Here is a 21,453-nt window from a genome sequence, read left to right on the forward strand (position 1 = left end):
GGTGCCGCGGTCGGTGGGGTGCGGGTTTGGGTTCAGCCGGCGTTGTGGAATCCGAGGCGCTGCGCCTCGGTCATCAGCAGCAGTGCCTGGTGGGCCTGGCGGTCGGTGACCGTCCAGCCGTTGTTGACGTAGCGGCCGACGGTGTCGGCGAGCTGGCGCTGCCAGGGGTGGAGGTTCTGGGTCTCCTTGGCCCAGCGGGCGACGGCGAACCAGTCGGGTGCCGGGGTGGCCATGACGGCGGCGACGTCGCCGTGGGTGGTGTCGTCGGTGGCCGTGCCGGCGCTGTCCTGCACGGGGCTGTCGGTCAGTTCGGCGGCGAGGTCGTCGGGCACGGTCCAGGGGGTGGCGAGGACGGTCTCCCAGCAGTCGGGGCGTTTGGCCCATTCGCCGATGTTGGTTCCTCCGCGCAGCGGGTTGACGACGGCTTCACGGACGGGTGCGCAGAGGGTGTCGAGTGCGTCGGTGAGGGCGGCGCTGATGCCCTGTTCGCGCCAGATGCGGTCGAGGTCGATGCGGCGGGTGGTGGCCTCGGCGAGGCGGGCGATGGTGTACGCCACGACGTTGATCTTGTAGCCGCCGAAGTCGCGTGCGGCGACGATCCTGTCGGTGGCCTTGAACAGGATCGCCTTGGCGATCAGTCGCTGGCAGTAGCTGACGTCGATGGTCGGGATGTCCTCGCCCATGCGGGACATGAATTCGCGGAAGTTCTTCTCGGCGCCGCGGCTGACGAGGTGGGGCAGGCCGGCCCAGCAGTGGGCGTACTTGGCGGCGTCGGCCTTGGTGAACTTCTGGCTGAGCGGGTGCAGCGCCTTGAACCTCTTCTGGTTGGTGGGTGTGCGTTCGCGGGCCAGGGCGTCGGTGTACTGGCCGCGGGCGCGTTCGTAGAACCAGCGGGTGTCCTGTCCGCTGCCGTCGACGGCGGGTGCCAGCAGTGAGCGGGTGATCTTCTCGATGCCGACGTGCCAGGGGTGGTTGGAGCTGAAGTCGACGACGGTGACCTTGTTCTGGGTGTTGGAGTACCTGGAGATCTCCGGGACGATCTCCTGGAGCCGGTCGGGGGACACGACGGTCAGTTTCATCTGGACGTCGGCCCGGTCCAGTTCGGCGCCGTCGCGGGTGTGGGCGTAGTGGATCGAGGCGGTGGTCTGTCCGCCGTTGACGATCTGGAGGTCGTGGATGCGGCTGATCGCCTGTCCGCCCTCGGGCAGGCGGGTGAACTCGACCCGGGAGGCGGTGGCGGTGATCCCGTTGTTGTAGGCGAGGAAACGGTCGGGGTTGTGCAGGAGGGTGTCCCGGATGCCGCGGTTGACGCCGCCCTTGGTCTGCAGGAATGAGCGCACGTTGAGTTCGAGCAGCCGGGTGCCGTGACGGGCGTAGAGGTCGGCGAGGTGGCGGCCGGGGATGATGGACAGGAACACCGCGTAGTCCTGGTCGCCGGCGCGGCTGGTGGCCAGGCACGGCAGCGGCGGGTCGAAGTCGACCGCGATCGGTTCGCTGAGCGTGCCGGACGACGCGAGGCGGTGCAGCCGGGTCAGGTCCCAGATCTGGTGGGTGACCGCGAGGCCCTCGAATTCGGTCGGGGGGATGGTGGGTACCGAGCTGACGGTGTCGGTGAGCAGGAACAGCCGGATCCGGGGGGCGTCGGACAGTGCCTTCTGCACGGCGAGGCACATGTCGCGTACGTCGTTGGAGTCCTCGATGTCGCGGGCGAGTCCGTCGCGGCAGCGGCGCAGGAAGGTGGTCAGTCGCCGGAACAGGGTCTCGGCCTGGGTGCGGGTGAGTCGTTCGTCCTGCGGGCGGAGGCTGAAGTGGGTGATGAACAGGTCGAGGGTGCCCAGGGACTCGTTGGACCCGTACCCGTTGACCTCGAGGCCGTGGGCGCGGTGGTAGGCGATGAAGGTGTTCTCGACCTCGCCGGCCTGTTCGAGGTCCTCCAGGACGCGTCGGGTGAAGGTGTCCGGGGCGGTGGCGTTCTCGGCCTCGGCGGTGGCCAGGACGTCGGCGACGAGTTCCTGGGCGTAGGAGTCGGCATCGAGCTGGGTCACGTCTGTCCTTTCACGGCCTGGGCGACCTGTTCGGCGGGAACGCGGTGGTGGTCGAGTCCGACGGTGCTGAGCCGGTAGCGGCACTCGCCGACGCCGGCCGGCAGGTCGGTCGCGGTGATGCGGGGGAAACCGTCGGCGACGTGCCAGAACCGGGTGTCCCGGACGGTGTAGCGGGGTTCGTCGTAGAGGTGCCGTTGGCTGGGGAGATAGCCGACGCGGGTGAGCAGGTCGTCGAACGTGGCCCGGGCGGCGGCGCCGGTCAGGAGTGTGTGGATGGTGTCGATGACGGTGTTGAGGGATTCGCCTGAGCCGCCGCGTCGTTCGTCGATGGACAGGTGGGCGAGCAGGAGCCGGTCGACGCCGGTGTCGTCGAGCTGTCGTTCGTTGGCGATGACGATGTTCTGCGGTGCCACGGCGGTGCCGGTCTTGACCTCGATGGCGGCGGATTCCAGCTGGAAGTCCTGGTTGCTGCCGGTGGGGCCGGTCCAGGCGTCCACCGCGGTGTCGGCGGGCAGGTGGGGCAGCAGGTGGGTGCGCAGGATCGTCAGTTCGCCGTAGAGGCCGCGGCGGGCGGGTGTGTCCAGTCCGGTGTCGGCGACCGACTGGAGCAGGTGCCGCCAGTGTTCGAACCGTTGGACCGCGGCGCGCAGGGCCTGGGCGGGACCGACGGCTGCCGCGGCGACACCGGCCATGTCGGTGACGAGGGGGTTGAACACCTCCCGGCGGTCCTGCGCGGTCAGAATGACCTGCAGGTCCCGTCGGCCGGGTCCGGCGGGGGTGAACCGCAGGGTCAGTCCACGGGTGACGGGCAGGGCACCGTGGCGCACCTGTGCCTCCGCGGCGGCGTTGGGGACGTGGATGACCAGCATGCGCTGCCCGGTGGGCTGCTCGACGGCCAGGAATATGTCCTGCGGTGAGCTGGGGAACAGCCGGAGGGTCACGATCCCGGCGGCGTGGTGTTCGGACTCCAGCTGCCGCCAGGCGTCCTCGTCGATCCGCACTACTCGTCGTCCCCGTCGTCGAAGTCGTCGATCTCCTGCTGGGCCCAGATCTCGTTGACGACGTACTCGGTCTCCGAGGCGTGTTCGGAGAACGGGAAGCTGATCGCGAAGCCGACGACCGGTGTGGCGTCCGCGCACCTGTCGCAGTCCTCGGTGTGGCCGGTGCGGATGATGTGTTCCGGGTGCATGAGCGGGTAGATGAGCAGCAGCGGCTGGTCGACCGTCCGGACCCGGCGTAGCGGCTGGCCGGTCGGGACGTCGGGCTCCTTGAACGGTCTGCTGGTCTGTTCGGCCTTGAGGCGGCGTACCTTCCTGGTGCCTGCCAGCGCCCGGTCGCGCTGCTCGTCGCTGAGGTCCCGGCTCTCGTCTGCGGGGCTGAGCACACGGCGGATGGTGTAGCGGTCGTCGGTGATGTCGCGGCTCTCGGTGCGGGTGACGAGGCGGACGTCGCGGGATCCGACGGTCGCCGGCTTCCCCTGGGGGGTGCCGACGAGCCGGACGGTCCATCGGGACAGTTCCTGTCTGGCCGCGCACAGGCGGATGTACTGGGCGATGAACGCGGGTCGGACCCGGTACGAGCCGCGGTCGGGCAGGTATCCGTCGAGGAAGCCTTCGATGATGTCCTGGGGCGTGACGTTCTCCCACACGATGCTGCCGCCGTCGGTGCGCCCGCCGTGGTTCTTGTCGAGCAGACGCACGAAGTTGTCGAGGTTGGTGAGGTTGTGGTCCAGGGTCGCGGGACGCAGGTCGAAGATGGTGGTCTCGGGAAGTTCTCCGGAGTAGCTGAGCCGGACCTTGATTCCGCGGCGCATCTTGTTCGGCGCGGTGACCGCGAGCCCGGCGGAGGAGGCCCGTACCCGTAGCCCGAACCGTTCGGGGGTCTCGCCGAGGGCGGCCATCTCCTCGAAGTCGCGGCGCAGTTCGTTGTCGGCCGCGGTGATCTCGACGTAGGCGTCGAGCAGGTCGGGCGAGGTGTACAGCCGGCACAGGTCCTCGTAGCCAGGGCGGTAGCCGAACCAACGTCCCATCTGCAGGAGGGTGTCGTAGGCGGCGGAGGAACGCAGGTAGTAGCTGATGCTCAGGCCCTCCAGGGTCAGACCGCGGGAGAGCTTGTCGCCGCCGACGGCGATCACGGACACGCCGGTGCGCCGGTGTTCGTAGTACTCCAGGGCGTCGCGGGAGGTGCCGTTGATCGCCCGGACGTCGATCTTCGCGAGTGCGGGACGCAGTTCCGCGGCGACGCGGTCCCAGGGCACCGGTGGGGCCTCGTCGGCGGGGAACGCGGCGGTGGTGGGGGTGAAGTCGCGCTGCCAGAGTTCGCGCAACCGGGTCAGGGCCCGGTCGGCCTGGTCGCCCTTCGTGTCACGCAGCCGGTCGTGCAGCAGCCCGACGTACTCGTCGACCTGGTCGCGGACCAGGTTCTGGACGGCCTGGAAGCGGGTGACGTGGATGAGCATGGAGTTGTGTTCCCGGACCTGTCCGCGGGCCCGGCGGGCGGCGCAGGTGAGGATGAAGGAGTCGATCGCCTCTTCGAGCGAGGTGGGCAGCTGCTCGGGGGGCGTCCAGTCCTTCCTGTGGCGCTGCGGCATCCAGGTGTCGTGGTCGTCGACGGGTCGGAAGATCGGCAGCTGCTCGATGCTGGTCTCGTCGGGGTCGTCGGCGCGCAGTCCGAAGACCCGTTCGGGGCCCAGGTAGTTCGAGGGGGCGGGCAGGCTCTCGATGAAGCTGTCGGGGAACAGGTCGGTGCCGAAGACGTCGTGGTCGGCGTCGTGGTCGATGTAGATGTTGGCGAACGGGGTGGCGGTGTAGCCGACGTAGGCGGCCCGGTCGAAGCTGTTGAGCAGGTGACGGATCGACCTGTTGATGGTGGAGGGGTCGGTGTCGTCGTCCCTGCTGGTGTCGACGGAGGCGTGGTCGGCCTCGTCGTCGATGACCAGAAGCGGAACGTCGTGGACGATCTTCTCGGTGGTTCCGGCGGTGGCCTCGCCCTCGACCTCGATCATCCATCGGCGCAGGTACTCGAGGATGCTGCGGTGCTTCTTGATGACCAGGACGACGGGGTAGTCACCGATCGGCAGGTTGAGGTTGGCGGCGACCTGCCGGCGGAAGTCGCCGTTCTCGGCGCTGTTGGTCAGCGATGCGATCTTGAGGCGTTTGACGCCGGGCATCGCGCCGACGCCGATGCGTGCGCTGTTGGTGTCCTGGTCGTAGCGCTGCTGGTACTGCGTGTCGAAGCCGAGCAGGCCCTCGTCGACGCGCAGCTGGGTCTGGCTGCGCAGGCTGTTGTGGATGCCGGCGAGGATCACGATGAGCTTGTATCCGGCGTCGGCGGCCTTGGCGGCCAGTCCGATGTAGTTGCCCGTCTTGCCGGACTGGACCTGGCCGACGACCAGGCCGGTGCGCCGCCACCGGCCGTCGCGCTGCGGGTCCTCGAGCTGGCGCAGGATCCGGTCGGTGCTCTGGTCGAGGCGTCGCACGACCTGGGGCGCCATGATGCGGACGTCCTCGAGGTAGCGGCGGTAGCGGTCCCAGAACTCCCATCCGCGTTCGACCTTCGCCTCGGCGAGCCATTCACGGTGGTCGGCGGCGTTGGTCAGGCCGACTGCGTCATCCTGCCAGACCGCCACCCTGGCCTGGATCTCGCGGGCGAGTGCCTGACGGTCGACGGGGTGCCCCAGGGTCTGCTGCAGCCTGTGGACGGCGTCGATGCTGGAGTCGATCTCCTGCGGGGTCGGCTGCCGGTCCTGGGGCAGGGCGGCGAGGACGAGGCGGACGGCCTGCCGCAAGGCGTCGTCGTCCCCGGTCGTGGGCGCGGTCATGGCATCCTCCAGGTCGGTGCGGTGTCCCGCGGACACCTCGGGTGGCTCATGTCTGTCGCCAGAATCCGTCGAGCTGGTCGAACGGGGGCATGACGGCGAGGCGTTCGCGGGCCTCGCGGGGCGTGCGTCCCTGGGCGACGAACGCGGTGTAGATGCGTTGGGCGATGTCGGTGACCTCGGTGGGGGCTGCGCCGAGGAACGGTTCGGGGTCGTCGGCCGTGTCGACGTCGTGCATGATGCGCAGCGCCGCGACGGGAACGGTCTCCTCGAGGAATCTGATCAGCGCCCGGGCGTCGACCGCGGAGTCGGGGCCGCCGCGCAGAACCTCCCGCACCAGCGGGTGTTCGCGGTTGATGCGGCAGCGGACGTGCCCGTCGCGACGGTCGACGCGCCACGCGTGGACGAACTCCGCGCCGTGCTCGCGGGCGGCGATGCGACCGCGGTGGCTGAGCACCTCGGCGGCCCGGCCACGGGCCGCGGTGCCGATGCGCTGCAGGTGGCGACGGATTCCGACCGGCGGCACGGCGGTCGACTTACGGACGTCGATGGCCCAGTCGGCGTCGGCCTCGGCGGGCACATCCAGGGCGATGCGGGCGAGGTTGTAGCGTTCGTCGCGGCGGAAGCCCTGGATGCCCAGCCAGTCGCCGGCGAGGATGAGCCGGTCGCGGCGGTAGACGTAGAAGCCCTGCCGGTCCAGCCATCCGGCGGATCCGGCGGCGCGCTGCAGCTGCGGCGGGGTGAGCCGGCGCGGATGGGGCAGGATGAACGCCTCGATCCGCACGTCGTGCGCGCCGACGGGGATCTCCTCGGCCGGCAGACGCTGCACGGACGGGTGGTCGGTCAGGAACGGGTCCCATGCGGTGACCGGTTCGCCGTTGACGGTGATCGTCAGTCGTCGGCGGCCGGTCAGGAAGCGGCTGAACACCATGCCGAGGTGGTCCTGGACCCGGGCGGCCTCGGCGTAGAACTGCTTCTCGGCGCGGCTGTCGCCGTCGGGTGCGGTGGCGAAGCGGTGCAGGGCGCGCCAGACCACCGCGGTGCCGGCGGCACCGGTGGGACGCAGCCGCCTGAGGACCTGTGCGGTGTCCTCGTCCGCGCCGTGCAGCAGCCGCCACTCGCCCGAGTCGACGACGAGGGACAGGTCCCAGGTGCGCACGACCTCGTCGTCGGTCGCCGTGCGGCTGGCCACGGTCAGCCGGCCGGCCTGGGAGAAGGAGGCGCTCTTCAGACCCATGCCGAAGCGGCCCAGGTCCTGGCGGCCGCGGTTGCGGAAGCTGCCACGGGCGGCGACGGTCATCGCGGTCACCAGCTCGGCGGCGTCCATCCCGTGTCCGTCGTCGACGACCGCCACCCAGGAGGACGGTCCGTCCCAGCTGAAGAACACGTCGACGGTCCGGGCGCCGGCGGCGATGCTGTTGTCGACGAGGTCCGCGACCGCCGCCTGCACGCTGTATCCCAGGGACCTCAGGGATGTGACGGTTCCGGCGGGGTCGGGGTTGACGACGTCGTAGCTCAATGTGCTGGTCGGCTCCATCTGGCGTGCGGCGGTGCGCCGGCGGCTCGGTGGCGGCGCCGCGTCGCGGGGGCGGCACCGGGCGGTACGGGGCGGAGTGTCCGGACCGTCAGGGTACAGGTGGGTGACGGACCTCTGACTCTAGGTGGCGTGCCAGGGCGTTGTCTGTGGCGCTGCGTGCCGCGTGATCGGCCCGTTCGGTCCGGCGTGGCCGATCCGATCGTCCATCGGCGCGCCGGCCGTTCAGCGTCCGGCGGTCGCTGTGGTGGTGGCGGCCGGTGGTGGACGGTCACCTGACCGTGTGGCGGTGGGCGTCGGATCGGGCACCCCGGTAGTGTGCGTGGGCGTGACCGAGGCCGACGCTGAACAGCTGCCGTCCCCACGTCGCGGCGGATACGGGGTGCGGCTGGTCCGGGGTCCGTTCGTCCGCCTGGATCCGCATCCGCAGGCGTGCGGCGACGAGGATGGGCTGGTCCGGCATGCGGCCGCGGTGCGGCGGGCGGGACGGCGGCCGGCCGCGGATCTGTTCAGTGGTGCGGGTGGTCTGAGCCTGGGGCTGCGGGCGGCCGGGTACGACGTGGTGATGGCCGTCGACCACGACCCGGAGTCGGTGGAGACCCACCGGCACCACCACGGTGGGCTGACGGTCGACTGGGATCTGGGCGATCCGGAACGGGTCCGGCAGGTGGCCGGTCTGATCACGGCCGCCGGTGTCGAGCTGCTCACGGGTGGCCCGCCGTGTCAGCCGTTCTCGAAGGCCGGACGGTCGAAGATCCGGCATCGGGTGCGTAACGGTCTGCGTGATCCCTACGACGAGCGCCGGGATCTCTGGCGGTCGTTCCTGGAGATCGTGCGTACGGCCCGGCCGCCGGCGGTGCTGATGGAGAACGTGCCGGACATGGCACTGGACAAGGAGATGTTCATTCTCCGGACCATGGTCCATGAGCTGGAGTCGATCGGCTACTCGGTGGAGGAGCGGTCGGTGGAGACGTTCCGGTACGGGGTGCCGCAGTTCCGTCAGCGACTGATCCTGGTGGCGTTGCGCGACGGGACGAGCTTCGCGTGGCCGGATGAGCAGCCGGAACGTGTGACGGTGTGGAACGCGATCGGGGACCTGCCGCCGGTGGAGGGTGGCTGGCGTCCGGAGGGCGGGGCCGCCGGATGGAGCGACTACGACGGCCCGTCCAGCGATTTCCAGCGCCGGATGCGTGCGGACGTGTCGTCGGCGGATGAGCACAAGGTCTTCGACCACATCACCCGACCGGTCCGGGAGGACGACGCGCGGGCGTTCGAGGCGATGGATGCGACCACCCGGTACCGGGACCTGCCGCCGGAGGTGAAGCGGTACCGGGACGACATCTTCGACGACAAGTACAAGCGGCTGGATGAGAACAACCTGTCGCGGACCATCACCGCGCACATCGCGAAGGACGGGTACTGGTACATCCATCCCCGGCAGAACCGGACGCTGACGGTGCGTGAGGCGGCGCGGCTGCAGACGTTCCCGGACTGGTTCCGGTTCGCCGGTCCGCCCTCGGCGGCGTTCCGGCAGATCGGCAACGCGGTTCCGCCGCTGCTGGGGGAGCACCTCGCCGGGGCGGTGCGTGACGCGTTGGATGATCCGCGACCGGCGGCGGCCACGACCCGGGATGTCGCGGCGCTGCTGGCGGCGTGGTTCGACAGCGCCGAGGTGCGCGGCATTCCGTGGCTGCGGGCGCAGACCCGGTGGCAGGTGATCCAGGCCGAGATGCTGCTGGACCGGGCCCCGGCCGAGGTGGTGCGGTTCATCTGGCCGTTGCTGGCGCGGTGGCGGCAGCCCCAGGACACGGTTCTGCACGAGGCGGACCTGGTCGAGATCAGCGGCTGGGCGTCCCGGTCGCCGCGGGCCGGGACCATCCTGGAGCTCGCCGGTCGGCTGGCGGACAACCCGGCGGTGCTGCGCGACGATGTGAAGCTGCGCCGGGTGCCCGGTCTGACGGAGGCGGTCGCGGACCTGGCGGTGCTCGTGGTCCCCGGCGGCGTCGAGGACTCCGAGGAGCCGGTGCTGGTGACCAAGGGGGTGCTGCGGGTCGCGGCGCGGTTCAGCGGCGACCCGGTGGACAAACGCAACCGGCTCACCGACGGCCGTCTGGAGGTGGCGCGGATGATCGGGGGCGACACCGACGCGCGGCGCGCGCACCTGGGTCTGGTGGATCTGGCCAACAGTCTGTGCCGGCCGGTGGAGCCGCTGTGTGACGCGTGCCCGCTGCAGAAACTGTGCGCCGAGTCGAGGGTCGATCCGCTGCGCCTGTTCTGAGCCCCGGATCAGTCCAGGCCGAGCATCCCGGCGATGTCGGGTGCCTGTTCACGCAGGACGGCGGCGATGCGCTGCCACGCCGCCCACTCGCCGGCCTGCATCGCGGCGGCCCGCACGGCGAGACCGGCGGTCGTGGCGGCCTGCGCGACGGCCCGCACCTCGGCGGGGGCGCCGAGGTCCGCGGGGACCGGCCGTTCAGCGGGGCGGGAGCTGCGGCGGTAGGCGTCGTTGGCGTGGACGCACAGTTCGTTGACCGGTGATTCGAGCATCTGGCGCAGCTGCGGCGGCAGGCTCACCCGCATCTTCGCCACGTTGATGTTGAACATCGCGTCGAGATCGGTGCTGAAGTCCAGCGCGGCCCGGGCGAGTTTGGTGTGCTCGTCGATGCCCCGGATCCCGTTCCAGCCGCCCCACTGGACCAGCCGGTCGGCCCGGTAGATGTAGAGGCCCTGCTGCCGGTTCCAGTTCAGCGGTCCGGACATCCGTTCGAACTGCGTGACGTTGGAGAACCTGTCGCGTGCCGGCAGGACGTAGCGACGCAGACCGACGTGTCCGGACGTGTCGCCGGCGGCGATCTCGAATCGCTGCGGCGGCAGTTCCGTCAGGGCCGGCTCGTCGGGGGCGAACGGGTTCCACGGCTGGACCTTCTGACCGTTGACGGTGATGACCAGGGTCGGGTGGCCACGGCGTCGCTCGAGGAAACGGTGGAAGACGATGCCGAGGTGTTCGGTGGTCTTCTCGGCGAGGGCCTCGAGGCGGCGGCGGGCCCAGCCGCCCTCCGGACGTTTCTCGGGCAGCACGCGGTCGAGGTTGCGCCAGAGGACCACGGTGCCGGTGCCTTCGGCCAGCCACTGGCGGGCTCTGGCCACGTGCGGGTCGGATCCGGGGTCGATGACGATCCACTGGTCCCATTCCTCGACGACGTCCAGATCGAGGACCCGGGCGCTGGTGCGGACCACCGTCGGTGAGCTGCGGCTGATCACGGCGACGGAGCGGCACTGGGACAGGGATGCGGTCTTCAGCCCGAGCCCGTACCTGCCGAGGTCGCCGTCGGAGTAGGCGCGTCGGCTGCCGAAGCGGAGTCCTTCGAGCAGCGCGCCGGGGGACATGCCCTGCCCGTCGTCGGCGATGTAGACCCGCGAGTCGGGCCCGTCGAACTCGATCATGATCTCGACGTGGGTGGCGCCGGCGGCGATGCTGTTGTCGACGATGTCGGCGACCGCGGTGGGGAAGTCGTAGCCGATGTCGCGCAGGGATCCGGTGAGCCGTGCCGCCGAGGGGGCGACGTCGAACCAAGCTCCGCCTGGCATGTGACACCTCCGTCTGTGCGTCCGTCAGGACCAGGATGTCACAGACCACGTCATGATCTTGGTCCGGTCCCTCGCGCGTCGCGCAGCTGCCGCCACGTGCGTTCGACGACGTCCGCCACGTCGTGGGGGCGCTCGTGCTCCCAGAAGTGCAGTGTCCGCCAGCCGAGGGCCGCCAGTGCGGCGTCCTTCTCCCGGTCGCGTTCGACGTTGCGGTGCAGTTTGGCCTGCCACCATTCCCGGTTGTTGCGGGGCATGACGCCGTGCTGCGGGCAGCAGTGCCAGAAGCACCCGTCGATGAAGATCGCGAGTCGGGCCCGGGTGAGGACAATGTCCGGGCGCCCCGGGAGGGTCGCGGGGTGCAGACGGAACCGCAGTCCGCGGCGGTGCAGTTCCCGCCGCACGGCGACCTCGGGCCCGGAGGATGCCCGGGGCATGCGGCGCATCTGTGCGCTGACGGCGGCGTTCAGCGGGGCTGGTGGTCGTGTGGTCTGCGACGACGACACCGGGCCTCCTGTCGGTACTCCGGCCGCACAGTTTCAGGCGGCCGTCGGCCAGCGTACCGATCCGATGCCGGGCGCGGCCGGTCATGCCTCGTGGGCGGCAACTCCGGCGATGACATGGAATGTACGGAGCACGTCCTCCTCATGGTGTTCTGGTGTGATCTGTCGGGAATGCTCGTGCCCGCGTCGCACTGCCACCGCGCAGTGTCACCCTGGTCCGCGCGGAGGGCAGGACGACCGGACACGGACGCCCGGGCTCCACGAAGGGTGTGGTGACGGTGGACCGGGGAGATGCGTCAATCTGAGCGGCTCCGATGCTGACCTTCGGCTCGTTGCAGCCCGGCTTCCCGACACCGCGGCGTGGGCGCCGGGCAGCCGAACGTGCCCGGCTCGATCGCGTCGGGGTGTGGGTGGAGGGGTACGGATCGACGACGACAGCTTCGGCATCGGAGTACCTCCGGGCAGTGCCAGCGACCTGCCGATGAAGGACACCCTCATCGGGGCGTCCACCGTTGTGGTCCACCATGCTGCGATGACCGGGCCCTGCGGCGTATCGAGCAGGGTGAGGATGTCACCGGACCTGGCGGAGCGGTGGACCGGGTGATGCCGTTCCCACCGGAGGAGCAGGTGAGATCGATGACCGGGCGGCTGGCTGCGCTTGTCACGCCCTCGAACATGTCGCGGTCCCGGCACCGGGACTGAACTGCCTCCCGTACCGGTGGGCAGCCCGAACCCGCGATGGTGGAGAGTGATGGAAGGCAGATGATCCTCGCGTTGCGGCGGGAGGGTCTCCTCGGCCGCGGTCGAGCCGGTCTCCGCCACCTGATCAGCGCTGTGGTCGCCGGAGGCGGGCCGGCCATCGCGGGCGGCTGTGCGCGCGGACGACGGCGCAGCACCGACCCGACCGTGGCCCCGTCGGTCGATCCGTCCAGCGGACCGACCTTTCCGTCGATCTGCCCGGCCTTTCGACCGAGGCAGTTCTGTTGCGCCACGACTTTAATATTGAAGTCCGTCAGGCGGGCGTGAGCAGGGTGCAGGTTGCGCCCCGGCCGACGCCGGGAATCTCGGGGACCGCAGGCGCCGTCGGACACGGGCTGCTGATCGACCGGCCGCCGGACCGGAGGGACGGCGCGCCGGGTCGTCGATGGCCGCCTGCGGATGCGCGGAGGACGCATCGGACAGAGAGGGCGGTCAGCGGTGTCGGAGCCTGTGGCTGATGAGGAGGTCCGGGACCTCATGGCGCACATCGCGAACGCGATGTACGGAGGGGGCACGATCGAGGGGGTCCGTCGGCGACTGGCCCGGTATGTTCCCGCCGACGTGCTGGACCGCGCCCTGGTCGCCTACGACATCCAGACCCGACGCATCCGCGATCTGCGCGACCCGGCCTCACTGAAGGACCCGAAGCGTCTGACGGACCCGTGGTACGCCGGCCCGCAGCCTGAGGATGTCTTCTGGCCCGCGCTGCACCAGAGGCTGACCGCGTCCGGACTGTCCGACGGCGCGCTGACCTCCATCGACACCGCGTCGACCAAGGTGGTCGAGATGCTTCCCCGGTCGAGCGACGAGCAGATCAGTGCCAGAGGGCTGGTGCTCGGATTCGTGCAGAGCGGGAAGACCACCAACTTCATGGCGGTGGCGGCGAAGCTGTGCGACGTGAGATACCGGCTGATCATCGTGCTGTCCGGCATCACCGACAACCTCCGCTCCCAGACCCAGCAGCGGCTGGAGCAGATGCTGGTGGGAGACGCCCACGGACGCTGGCATCTGCTCACCGGCAGCACGTCTGACTTCGACGCCGACCGGCGCAACGCCGCCAATCTGCTCGGCAATCCCGATCACCGGCTGCTGGCCGTGGTCAAGAAGAACCCGTACCGGCTGCGCCGCCTGACTGCGTTCCTCGATCAGGCCGGCAGCGTCCTGCAGGACTGCCCGATCCTGGTCATCGACGATGAGGCGGACCAGGCCAGCATCGACGTGGGATCACGCCGACGCCAGTCGGTGATCAACAACCTGATCCGTCGGATCCTGGCCAAACCCAAGGTCGCCTACGTGGCGTACACCGCCACCCCGTTCGCCAATCTGCTGATCGACCCGACGGTTCCGGACGATCTGTATCCCGCGAACTTCATCGTCGACCTGCCGCGACCGGAAGGATACTTCGGCGCGGAGACGATCTTCGGCCGTGATCTGCTCGCCCATGAGGAGGATGGTGCGGACGAGGGCCTGGACGTCATACGGGACGTTCCCGACGACGAGATCCACGAGGTGCAGCCGCCGCGCGGCAGGGACGGCGTCGACGGGTGGCATCCGACCATGTCGGCGAGCCTGGCCGCCGCCTTGCGCTGGTTCATTCTCGCGACCGCGGCCCGTCGGTCCCGGGACGGCCACGCCAGCGACTCCACCATGCTCGTCCACACATCCATGCGGGCGGCGGCCCACCAACGCCTCGCCCTGTGCGTTGGCGATCACCTGGAAATCCTGACGAAGGAGCTGCGCGGCGACGACGCCGACGCCTGGGAGCAGCTGCACAGCGACTGGCTCGCCGAGGCTGAAAGGCTGCCGGCACAGCTGATGGGCCTGGATCCGGTCGCCTGGCAGGACCTGTCCCCGCACATCCTGCCGGTCCTCGACGACGTCCGGGTGGTCATCGACAACTACCAGTCCGATGACCGGCTGGCCTACGGGGATGCGCCGGTCACGGCGGTGGCCATCGGTGGCAACACCCTGGCCCGCGGGTTGACGCTCGAAGGGCTGGTCTGCAGCTACTTCGTCCGTGCGGCCTCGGCGTACGACACGCTGCTGCAGATGGGACGGTGGTTCGGATACCGCCCCGGCTACCAGGATCTGCCCCGGATCTGGATGACGGCCGATCTCGCATCCTGGTTCCTCGACCTGGCGACGGTGGAGGCGGAGATCCGGCAGCAGATCCGCCGGTACGAGGATGAGCACCTCAGTCCCCTGCAGCTCGCCGTGAAGATCCGCAAGCACCCCGCGCTCGCGGTCACCTCCGCGGCGAAGATGCGGGCCGGGATCACCGTGAAGAACAGCTACAGCTGCCAGATCGCGCAGACCATCAAGTTCCACCACCACGACGCAGACTGGCTGCAGCACAACATCGACGCCGCGGACCGTCTGCTGCGACGGGCCGCCGCGGCTTCGGGTGTGACGGAATCACCGGCCCGGGCGGGACGCCGTGTGCTGCAGGACGTGCCGGTCAGAGAGGTGGTGACGTTCCTCGGGGAGTACCGCTTCCACGAACGCAGCCCGCAGCTTCGCCCGGGGGCGCTGCGTGACTACATCGCCAAGCAGAACCGCCATGGAGCGCTGCGGACCTGGAACATCGTCATCGTCGAGCAGGCGCAGAACCGCCTCGGGTGGATGGAGCTGGGCGGCCGTGGGGTGAACCTCATCAACCGCAGCCGCCTCTGCACGCCCGACAGCTACGCCGACATCAAGTCCCTGGTGTCCACCTGGGACCGGGTCGCGGATCTGGCCGCGCCGGCGGCGGAGATCCGGGCGCGCATCGGCACGGACAAGGTCACCGACGAGCAGCTGAGAATCCACCGCGACGGCCAGCTCGGACCGGTCGGCCTGCTGTGCCTGTATCCGATCAGCAGGGACTCCGTGGATGAGACGCATCGGCAGGGCAGGTACCCGCGCACCTCGCTGGACGCGGTGCGGCACGTCATCGGCGTCGGCCTGTTCTTCCCGGAGGCGTGGGGACCGGAGGAGCAGGACTACGTCTCGGTCGACCTGTCGGACATCGCCCCACCGCCGGACGAGGTCGACGCCCTCGACATCGAGGCCCTCGACGCGGAGGACGAGCGTGTGGGCGAGAAAGGTGGCACCGGCCGTGCCCGTGGCTGACCGCGCCGAGACCGTCTTCGGTCTCCTTGAACACGCGGGCGCGCCGACCGGACTGCGGGTACGGCAGGGTGACACGCGCGTCGCGGCCGGGCCGGTCGCCCACGGCATCGACGTCCACGGTCGGCGGCACCTGCTGGTGCCCCTGGCGGAAGGGGAACGTCCCGTCGAGGACACCGGCAGCCGCGGCGTCAGGATCACCACCCGCCGGCTCGTTGACGAACCCACCTCCCCCGCGGACCGGTACGTTGACGTCAGCTGCGAGATGATCGAACTGCGTGACCTGTTCGCGGTGCTCGTCGACGAGATGACCGACCGGCTCGCCGCCGACCCGGACCGCCCGGGCCTGACGTGTCTGGCTGTGCTCGACCGGTGGCGTGACCTGCTCGGCCCCTCCTCCGGTCCGCTGCTGGGTGCGGAGAAGCTCGCCGGCCTGCTCGCGGAGCTGCATTTCATGGAGCAGATCGCCGCCGTCGACGCGGCCGCGGCGGTCGGACTGTGGACCGGACCGGACGCTGGCCGGGCGGACTTCACCGCGCCCAGGGCCGGCGTGGAGGTGAAGGCGACCACCCTGCGCGACAGTGTCCAGGTCGACATCCACGGCATCGGGCAGCTGCAGGAGCGGCCCGGAACACGGTTGTACCTGTACGTCGAGAAGATGGAACGCGGTGCCCCCGGCGGCGACACGGTTCCCGACGCCGTCGATCGGCTGCTGGGGACGGGCATCGACCGGCACGGTCTGCTCCGGTCTCTGACCGCGGTCGGATACCGCACGGTGGACGCGGCGGCCTACCGTGCCGTCGCGTTCGGCCCCGGCAGCAGACGCACCTATCTGGTCAGCGAGGCCGGATTTCCGCGCATCATACCTGGATCGCTGACCGAGCCCGGGGTCCTGGACCACGTGCGGCGGCTGCGGTACACGCTTGATCTCACCGCCGTGCCGGGCGCACTGGACGACAGCGGACCGGCGATCGTCGACCTGCTGGCCGCCTCATGAGCACTCCGGCAATGTTCGCCGAACGGTTCGCCCCGCACGGCAGCATCGACGGGCACTCCGTCAGCCAGACCCTGGGCACGTTCTCCATGGACTTCTGGCAGGTCTTCCTCCGGGAGACGCTGCAGAACAGCTGGGACGCCCGGGAGGACCCGGCCGGCGGCGTGAGGTTCAGCATCGACGCGTGGCGGCTGAAGGCGGCCCAGTTCGACGCGCTCGCCAACGGGCTGCTGCGGGAGCGGCCGCCGGGTGCACTGGGTGGTCTGCTCGAGGCCGGCGACCCCATCGAGGTCCTCACGGTCACCGACTCCGGCACCCACGGTCTGGGTGGGCCGACCCGCGCCGACCGGTCGAGCCCGGACAGGCGTGACTTCGTCGACCTGGTCCGCAACATCGGCCGCGACCCGGCGAAGGGATTCGCCGCAGGCACCTACGGCTACGGCAAGGCCGTGCTGTTCAGGGCCAGTGCCTGCGCCACAGTGGTGATCTTCACCCGCACGATCGTCAGGGGGCGGCCGACGTCACGCCTGATCGCGATGGCGCTGACCGGGCCGTACGACCTTGACGGGCTCCGCCACACCGGCCGGCACTGGTGGGGCCGACCCGACCGGGAGGTCGGCGCGGAACCGCTCATCGGTCAGGTCGCTGAGGAGTTCGCCGAGCTGCTCGGCATGCGCAGGCTGACCGGTGACCGGACCGGGACCAGCATCATGGTGCTCGCCCCACGGCTCGACGAGGACACCGGCCTGCGCGACGTCGTGGAGACTCTCGCCCAGACCGCCGCCGACTACGCATGGCCCCATCTGACCGCCGCCCCGGGTGCCCGACCCGCGTTGCGCGTCGCGTTCACCTGCGGGGGCCGCGCCGTGCCGTACCCCGAACCGTCCTCCGACGATCACCTCGGACCCTTCGTCGAGGCGTACCACCACTGTCTGAGGCTCCTGGAGGGAGACGGTGTTCCGGTGCAGCGCTGGCCCTGGAACATCCAGGAGATCAACGGCTCCCGCCCGCAGCAGCGACTCGGTGTGCTCGCCTGGCGCACCCGGCTGGCCGGGGCCGTCGGCGCACACGAACGGCCTCCCGCGGAGGTCGCGCTGATGCGTGACCCACGCCTGGTCGTCGAGTACCACCCGGTCGCCCCCGACCCCTCCGGCCAGGTGATCACCGGGGTGTTCGTCGCCGACCCGCGGCTCAATGATTTCTTCGCAGCGGCGGAACCACCGACACACGACCGGTGGCAGCCCGGCCGTGCCCAACGTGAACGCTACGCCCGCAACCCGGTCAGTCAGGCGATCAACCGGCTGGAGGGTGTCTTCAGGGACCGTCGGGTCGTGGACCCGGTCGACGTCACCCAGACGACCGACCAGGTCGGCGTCACCCGGCTGGCGTCCCTGCTCGGCACACTGCTGGACACCCAGCCCGGCGGTACCGACACCCGTATCCCCGAGCCCGGCCCCACCGCCGGCGCGGCCCCGGGGGCGGGCACCTGGACCGACGGCGGCGGCCAGGGTGGCGCAGCCACGGCCGCTGGCGGGGAGCCCGGCGGTGGTGGCACGAGCCAGCCGCCGACGGAACCCCGACGACCCGGCACACCTCCGCCGCCACGCCCACGCCGGGGCACGGTGACCGTCAGGCTCCACACCCGGCCGCGACTGACCATGACCGACCGGGGTGTCTGCGCCGATTTCCCCGTCGATCTGGACAACCGGTCCGCTGGAGACGGGGTCGTCCTCATCGCCGAACCGCTCGTCGCGGTCGCGGACGGGCACCCTGAACGACCGGACGGCGACGTGCCGGTGACGGTGGTCGGCTGGCACAGCCGCACCGAGGACTCGGTCCACGAGGGTGAGTGTCTGACCGTCACGCCCGGCACGGCCGGCGCCTGGAACGTCCGCGTCACCCAGCCCGCCGATGCCGCTGTCACCCTCGTGGTGCGTCAGGAGGCCGTGACCACATGACCGGCCCTCCGCTCAGCGTCGGGTTCCTGCTGCCCGTGCAGGAACGCATCCTGGCCGCCGACCCAATGGTGCGCACCAGCACCGGCGTCGAGGTGGCCGGGGGGCAGGCCCTTCCCGACTGGGACTACTTCACCAACCTCAGCGTGCACTGGCCGGCCACCGTCGACCTGCCCGGGCTGCTCGACGACTGCACCCTGACCTCCGGTGCCCGGGTCCTCGGTCTGGTGACCTGGCACACCTCGGGCACGGGCATGCGGGGCAACGGCCCGGTCACCGTGCTGTCGGCCGGCGGCACCGTGTTCACGGCAGACGTGCCGGGTGCCGAGGCGGGGGGTGTGCTGCACCTGAGCCTCCGCGTGGTGCTCGCCGCGACGGACCCGGACGCCGGACCCCTGGCGCCGCGGCGGCCGGGAAGCATCCTGTGGCAGACCGCGACCCGGGTCGCCCTCGAAGGCGCCGGCAGCCGGTTCCCTGTCGTGCAGCTCAGTTTCGCCAGAGCGGGGATCGCCGGCGGGCGGCGGGCGCTGTGGTACCTGAACTGTGGCAGGGATCTGGACGCGTCGGACACCGGCAGCATCCGGCTGTATCTGAACACCGACCACCCGGCGGTCGAATCCATAATCAGTTCGCCCGCCGGTGCCGGATCGAAGGTCCTCGCCGAGCTCATCCGTGCCGATGTGGCCCGGCAGATGGTGCTGCACGCGCTGGATCACGACGAGCTGGACCCGGATGCCGGCTACGAGCAGGGAACCCTCGGCGACATGCTGGTCAACCTTCTGCGCAGATGCTTCCCGGCACGGACTCTGCACGATCTGCGTGGTGACCGGGACATCGACCCGGGCGAGTTCGAGGCCGGTATCCAGGCCGCGCTGGGGGTGATGGTTCCATGACCGCTGAATGGGTCTACCCCCGCCTGCCGGCGGGTGTCGCCGAGGAGCTCCTGCACTCCCACTCCACGGTCGACAGTCCTGAACTGCTCGTGGTCGCCTCGTCGACCACCCATCCGCGTGCCACCTGGTACCCGACCGCACCCAACCGCGTTCCGCGGGAGACGCTCGTCGAGGTCCAGGAGGCCGTCCGTAAGATCGCCCACGGCAGCGGCTGGCCCACGCCGATCAGCCGCTACGCCGGCACCGACTTCGACCGGCGGATCGCCGCTGAACTGTACCGGCGGATGCGGATCCTGCCCGCCGACGCGGCCTCGGAGGACGTCTGGTCCTTCCTCAGCCTCGTACTGCTGCCTGACGTCGCGCTGTGGCGCTGGCCGAATCCCGACCGCAGGCCGCGTTACGAGCGACTCGTCGGTCGTCCCCGCAACGTGTTCCGTCGCCTCTGGACCAGGATCCACGTCCTCGGCGAGGACGTGGGCGGCCGGTTGTATGAGGACGAGGCGGTCGGACTCCTGGAACGCCCGGTCAGTCTCGGGGGCAATCCCCGCACCGCCCGCGCCATGGCGGCGGCCCACCTGGCCCACGTCGAGCGTCATCCCGAGCTGCCCCGTACGGGACTGTTCCGTAACGCCGCGGTACGGATGAACCGGATGGCCGTGCTGATCAGTCCCGAAGCGCTCGACGACCGGCAGCTGACCGCGCTCATGACGGAGATCTTCGACGCGGCCGCGCGTTCGCTGCTCCGTTCCGCCGACAGCTCCGCGCCCCGCTGAGTGGCGCCTGTGCCGCAGGTCGTCATCAGCCTGAATCCGTGCGGGCGGCGCCACGAACGCGTTGTGCCGCCGGCCATCTGCGGTGGATGCCGCGAGACAGATCCCGACCCGGATCGGAGGCGCGGCATCGAGCTGACAGGACAGTTCCAGGCGCCAGCTGCCGTAGCGTCGGCTGCCCAGGTCAGACAACACCTCCGGCTGCCCGACCTCCTGCACGGCCCGGGACGTCCGAGCGCAGACGTTGAACCAGTCGCGCCACGCCAGGGCGGGAGAGCTGATCGCCGTGCCGCCGCGCCGGGCCGACAGGCCGGGTCAGGAGTTCTCTGGAGTGGCACCTGGACGAGGTCCTCAAGGCCGCTTGACGCCGAACAGGCGGCGTGACATGTTCGCGACAACCTAGTCAGGGAGTGGTCCATGGCGCACGTCTCCACGTCGTCGCCTCTCACCATCGGTGTGCGCCTGCTGCTGGGCGGGCTGGGCGTCGGATCGTTCACGGCCGGGGTGCTGGCGGTGTTCGCCACCGAGAACGGAACCGGTAGTGGCGTGCTGCTCGGCTTCGGCGGCATCCTGATCGTCCTTGCTCTGCTCGGCAATCACATTGACAGCTTCGAGTTCGGTGGTGCCAAGCTTCGGCTACGAGCCTCGGCGGCGCAGATGTTCGCATTGGCTGAGGAGACCGAGCGTCGCGGTGACCTCGTCGAGGCCGACCGGCTGCGGGCGCAGGCCCGGGCGTTGCTCGACGCGGCAGGCCCGATCGCGGATCACTACCGTTCCCTGCGTGAGTCCATGCCGTCGGGAGCCGCCCGCACGGACGCTCTGGAGCGAGTGGTTGCCCGGGCCCGGAGGCTGGGGGCCGAGCAGGCGTTCGACGCGGCCGAGGTCGCGCGGTGGCTGCGTGAGGGAACGGATGGGCAGCGCATCACAGCGCTCGCGATGATGCAGGCCCGGCCCGAGTTGTGGGATGTCGATGCGGCGTTCGCGGCGATCGAAGATCCGCGCAGTGCGTTCGAGCAGTTCCATGCGATGCTTCTGGCTCTTCATCTGATCGAGAGCCTGGATCCGGCGCGACGGCGACAGCTGGCCGGGATCATCCGGCGCGTTCGCGGCCAGCGGTTCGGTGAGGACGAGGATCGTTGGCAGCTCAGTGAGGAGATCCTCCAGCGGCTGGAGGATCCGGTGCCCTGAAGCTTCCTGGACGGGGATCAGCCTGGCGGGTTGTGGACCAGGCACCGCGGGCGGCCGGATGTGAGCAGCCACGCCGACCATGTCCGTCTCGGAAGACGATGACAGAGCGCCTCTCGGCGTGGTGCCCTTCAACCGTGTGCGAGCGCGCATCCGCTGACCGGTCGGCGACCGCAGCGCCGTCCTGGCTGACCACGTCACCGGCGGCAGGGCGGCTCAGGCGTGGACCGCACACTACATGGCATTCGCATTCGCGAGGTCGGCCGGTGACGCAGACGCACCCGGTCGTGGCCTGCTCTGGCCGA

The 21,453-nt window shown here is 70.3% G+C and carries 13 protein-coding genes; 7 read left to right on the forward strand and 6 right to left on the reverse strand.

Annotated features, from left to right (window positions below; all coding sequences use genetic code 11):
- Positions 1 to 32: 32 nt before the first annotated feature.
- The 4 genes from Raf01_RS43970 to Raf01_RS43985 are packed head-to-tail and all read right to left on the reverse strand — an operon-like array spanning position 33 to position 7,381.
- Positions 33 to 2,045: an AIPR family protein gene (locus Raf01_RS43970; protein WP_203924107.1), complete on the reverse strand. Its 2,013-nt coding sequence runs from the start codon at positions 2,043 to 2,045 to the stop codon at positions 33 to 35.
- On the reverse strand, positions 2,042 to 3,046 hold the full coding sequence (locus Raf01_RS43975; protein WP_203924108.1) for a PD-(D/E)XK motif protein: 1,005 nt from the start codon (positions 3,044 to 3,046) through the stop codon (positions 2,042 to 2,044). Before Raf01_RS43975 ends, Raf01_RS43970 begins: the two co-directional genes overlap by 4 nt.
- Positions 3,046 to 5,865 carry a Z1 domain-containing protein gene (locus tag Raf01_RS43980; RefSeq protein ID WP_203924109.1) on the reverse strand — a complete coding sequence of 940 codons (2,820 nt, stop codon included), beginning with the start codon at positions 5,863 to 5,865 and terminating at the stop codon, positions 3,046 to 3,048. Before Raf01_RS43980 ends, Raf01_RS43975 begins: the two co-directional genes overlap by 1 nt.
- Before the next feature lie 46 nt (positions 5,866 to 5,911).
- Positions 5,912 to 7,381, reverse strand: a complete 1,470-nt coding sequence (locus Raf01_RS43985) for an ATP-binding protein (protein ID WP_203924110.1) — start codon at positions 7,379 to 7,381, stop codon at positions 5,912 to 5,914.
- Positions 7,382 to 7,724: 343 nt separating this feature from the next.
- Between Raf01_RS43985 and dcm the strand changes: the two genes are divergently transcribed.
- Positions 7,725 to 9,674 carry a DNA cytosine methyltransferase gene (gene dcm, locus Raf01_RS43990; protein ID WP_239134450.1) on the forward strand — a complete coding sequence of 650 codons (1,950 nt, stop codon included), beginning with the start codon at positions 7,725 to 7,727 and terminating at the stop codon, positions 9,672 to 9,674.
- A gap of 8 nt (positions 9,675 to 9,682) precedes the next feature.
- Here the strand turns inward: dcm and Raf01_RS43995 are convergent, their stop codons facing one another.
- Entirely contained in the window at positions 9,683 to 10,984 is a 1,302-nt protein-coding gene (locus Raf01_RS43995) for an ATP-binding protein (RefSeq protein ID WP_203924111.1), read from the reverse strand.
- Between the two features lie 50 nt (positions 10,985 to 11,034).
- Entirely contained in the window at positions 11,035 to 11,487 is a 453-nt protein-coding gene (locus Raf01_RS44000) for a very short patch repair endonuclease (protein WP_239134451.1), read from the reverse strand.
- A gap of 1,206 nt (positions 11,488 to 12,693) precedes the next feature.
- Between Raf01_RS44000 and Raf01_RS44005 the strand changes: the two genes are divergently transcribed.
- The 6 genes from Raf01_RS44005 to Raf01_RS44030 all read left to right on the forward strand — a co-directional run bounded on the left by Raf01_RS44005 (position 12,694) and on the right by Raf01_RS44030 (position 21,151).
- Positions 12,694 to 15,354, forward strand: coding sequence for a Z1 domain-containing protein (locus Raf01_RS44005; RefSeq protein WP_203924112.1), 2,661 nt, complete (start codon positions 12,694 to 12,696; stop codon positions 15,352 to 15,354).
- Positions 15,341 to 16,348 carry a PD-(D/E)XK motif protein gene (locus Raf01_RS44010; protein ID WP_203924113.1) on the forward strand — a complete coding sequence of 336 codons (1,008 nt, stop codon included), beginning with the start codon at positions 15,341 to 15,343 and terminating at the stop codon, positions 16,346 to 16,348. The genes Raf01_RS44005 and Raf01_RS44010 overlap by 14 nt, the downstream gene beginning before the upstream one ends.
- Positions 16,345 to 18,303: a hypothetical protein gene (locus tag Raf01_RS44015; protein ID WP_203924114.1), complete on the forward strand. Its 1,959-nt coding sequence runs from the start codon at positions 16,345 to 16,347 to the stop codon at positions 18,301 to 18,303. The genes Raf01_RS44010 and Raf01_RS44015 overlap by 4 nt, the downstream gene beginning before the upstream one ends.
- Positions 18,300 to 19,193 (forward strand): hypothetical protein, encoded by an 894-nt coding sequence (locus Raf01_RS44020; RefSeq protein WP_203924115.1) that lies wholly within the window; start codon positions 18,300 to 18,302, stop codon positions 19,191 to 19,193. Before Raf01_RS44015 ends, Raf01_RS44020 begins: the two co-directional genes overlap by 4 nt.
- On the forward strand, positions 19,190 to 19,966 hold the full coding sequence (locus Raf01_RS44025; RefSeq protein ID WP_203924116.1) for a DUF6339 family protein: 777 nt from the start codon (positions 19,190 to 19,192) through the stop codon (positions 19,964 to 19,966). Before Raf01_RS44020 ends, Raf01_RS44025 begins: the two co-directional genes overlap by 4 nt.
- 453 nt (positions 19,967 to 20,419) lie before the next feature.
- Positions 20,420 to 21,151, forward strand: coding sequence for a hypothetical protein (locus Raf01_RS44030; RefSeq protein ID WP_203924117.1), 732 nt, complete (start codon positions 20,420 to 20,422; stop codon positions 21,149 to 21,151).
- The last annotated feature ends 302 nt before the right edge of the window (positions 21,152 to 21,453 follow it).

This window comes from Rugosimonospora africana (genome assembly GCF_016862975.1).
In the GTDB taxonomy this organism is placed as follows: Bacteria; Actinomycetota; Actinomycetes; order Mycobacteriales; family Micromonosporaceae; genus Rugosimonospora; species Rugosimonospora africana.

Excerpts from the sequence above, each read along its gene's own strand:
- Raf01_RS43980 (WP_203924109.1), bottom strand. The coding sequence starts at position 5,865 with ATGACCGCGCCCACGACCGGGGACGACGACGCCTTGCGGCAGGCCGTC.
- Raf01_RS43995 (WP_203924111.1), bottom strand. The coding sequence starts at position 10,984 with ATGCCAGGCGGAGCTTGGTTCGACGTCGCCCCCTCGGCGGCACGGCTC.
- Raf01_RS44015 (WP_203924114.1), top strand. The coding sequence starts at position 16,345 with ATGAGCACTCCGGCAATGTTCGCCGAACGGTTCGCCCCGCACGGCAGC.
- Raf01_RS44020 (WP_203924115.1), top strand. The coding sequence starts at position 18,300 with ATGACCGGCCCTCCGCTCAGCGTCGGGTTCCTGCTGCCCGTGCAGGAA.
- Raf01_RS44025 (WP_203924116.1), top strand. The coding sequence starts at position 19,190 with ATGACCGCTGAATGGGTCTACCCCCGCCTGCCGGCGGGTGTCGCCGAG.